Source organism: Saccharomonospora saliphila YIM 90502, assembly GCF_000383795.1.
Lineage (GTDB): Bacteria > Actinomycetota > Actinomycetes > Mycobacteriales > Pseudonocardiaceae > Saccharomonospora > Saccharomonospora saliphila.
In genome coordinates, this window is sequence record NZ_KB912617.1 from 10794 (window position 1) to 13354 (window position 2561).

1 protein-coding gene is annotated in these 2561 nt (G+C 73.7%); it reads left to right on the forward strand.

The features are described 5' to 3' along the window. Window positions 1-2561: non-ribosomal peptide synthetase (locus SACSA_RS21105; protein WP_019813088.1), on the forward strand; the 2561-nt coding region annotated here is incomplete at both ends.

Below are 2561 nucleotides of genomic sequence, written 5' to 3' on the forward strand. Positions count from 1 at the left end.
AGCGCGCCGAACCGGGGGAGACCACTGCCCCCGCCGCGGTGCACGCGACGGCGACGACGCTGCCCGCCGAGGTCACCACCCGGCTGCGGGAGTGCGCTGCCGAGCACGGGCTCACGCTGAACACCGTCGTGCAGGGCGCGTGGGCGCTGCTGCTCGGGCGGCTGACCGGGCGCACCGACGTGGTGTTCGGGGCGACGGTCTCGGGGCGGCCACCGGAGCTGGCCGGGGTCGAGGACATCGTCGGCCTGCTCATCAACACCGTGCCGGTGCGGGCCACCTTCCACCCCGCCGACCCCGTGGCCGAGAGCCTGCGCCGGATGCAGGCGCGCCAGTCGGAGCTGCTGGAGCACCAGCACCTCGGCCTGGCCGACATCCAGCGCGTCAGCGGCCACACGGCCCTGTTCGACACCATCGCCGTGTTCGAGAACTATCCACTGGACCCGGCCGAGCTCACCCCGGAGGCGGGGTCGGTGCGCGTCCGCGACCTGCGCGTGCACGACGCCACGCACTACCCGCTCGGGCTCGTCGCCACCCCCGGGCGGGACGGCCTGGTGCTGCGCGTGGACTTCCGCGACGACGTGTGCACCGCCGAGCAGGCCGAGCGTGTCGCGGCCCGGCTCGCCGCGCTGCTCGGCGACCTCGCCTCCGTGGGCCTCGATCAGCCGGCCGCGCGGTTCGACGTGCTCACCGCCGAGGAGTCCCACCGCGTGCTGCACGAGTGGAACGAGCTGGACGGCTTCACCCCGGAACCGGTGACCGCGGGCGTGGCCGAGCGCTTCGGCCGCGTGGCCGCCGAGCACGCCGATGCCACCGCGGTGGTGGAGGGAACACGGCGGCTGTCCTACGGCGACCTCGATGCCCGCGCCAACCGGCTCGCGCACGTGCTGTGCGACGCCGGGGTGTGCCCCGGCGACTTCGTGGCGCTGGCCCTGCCGCGCTCGGCCGACCTGGTCGTGGCGGTGCTCGCCGTGCTCAAGACCGGTGCGGCCTACGTCCCGCTCGACCCGGACCACCCGGCCGAGCGGCTGGCGCACATCCTCACCGACGCCCGGCCGCGCCTGCTGGTGACCGAATCCGCGGTCGCCGGTGCCCTGCCCGGCGCCGACGAACTCCCGCGTCTCGAACTCGACCGCCTCGCCGAGCGCATCGCCGGGGCGGCCACGACCGACCCGGGCGTGGCCGTGCCGCCGGACGCGGCCGCCTACGTCATCTACACCTCGGGTTCGACGGGCACCCCGAAGGGTGTGGTGGTCTCCCACCGCAACGTCGCTCGCCTGTTCGACGCGACCCGGCAGTGGTTCCACTTCGGCCCTGAGGACGTGTGGACGCTGTTCCACTCCTACGCGTTCGACTTCTCGGTGTGGGAGGTGTGGGGCGCGCTGCTGCACGGCGGCACGCTCGTGGTCGTCGACCACGCCACGACCCGCTCGCCCGGCGAGTTCCTCGAGCTGCTCGTGCGGGAACGGGTGACCGTGCTCAACCAGACCCCCTCGGCCTTCTCGCAGCTCTCGGTCGCGGACGCGGACAACCCCGAGCTGGGGGCCGCGCTGGCGCTGCGGCTGGTCATCTTCGGCGGGGAGGCACTCGAACCGTGGCGGTTGTCGGACTGGTACTCCCGCCACGCCGACGACGCCCCGCTGCTGGTCAACATGTACGGCATCACCGAGACGACGGTGCACGTGTCGTACCTGCCACTGACCCGCGAACGAGCCGCCGCCGCGCCGGGCAGTGTGATCGGCCGGGCGATCCCGGACCTGCGGGTGTACGTGCTCGACGACAACCTGCGCCCGGTGCCGCCCGGCGTGACCGGTGAACTCTACGTCGCCGGGGCGGGGCTGGCCCACGGTTACCACCGGCGCCCGGGCCTGACCGCCACCCGGTTCGTGGCCGACCCGTTCGGCCCGCCCGGAACGGTCATGTACCGCAGCGGAGACCTCGGCCGCTGGAACGACGACGGAGTCCTCGAGTTCACCGGCCGTGCCGATCACCAGGTCAAGATCCGGGGCTTTCGCATCGAACTGGGCGAGATCGAGCAGGTGCTCACCAGCGACCCCTCGGTCGCCGACGCCGCCGTCCTGGCTCGTGAGGACGTCCCCGGAGACCGGAGGCTGGTCGCCTACGTCGTGCCCGCGTCCGGGCAGCGGCCGGACCCGGCGTCGGTGCGGGCCCGCGCCGCCCGCCACCTTCCGGACTACATGGTGCCCTCGGCGGTCGTACCGCTGGAGGCGCTGCCCCTGACCGGCAACGGCAAGCTCGACCGCGCCGCCCTGCCCGCGCCCGAGATCACCGGGGACGGCGACGACGGCGCCGCGGGAGCGGAGGCGGTCACCGAGATCCTGTGCGGGCTGTTCGCGGACGTGCTCGGCAGGCCCAGGGTGGGCGCGCGGGACAACTTCTTCGACCTCGGCGGGCACTCGCTGCTGGCCACCCGGCTGGTGAGCAAGGTGCGGGCCACGCTAGAGGCCGAGATCACCGTGCGCACCCTGTTCGACGCGCCGACGAGTCAGACGATGATCTCACCGCAGCCCCGCTGGACGACATCGACATCCCGGACTGCCGGT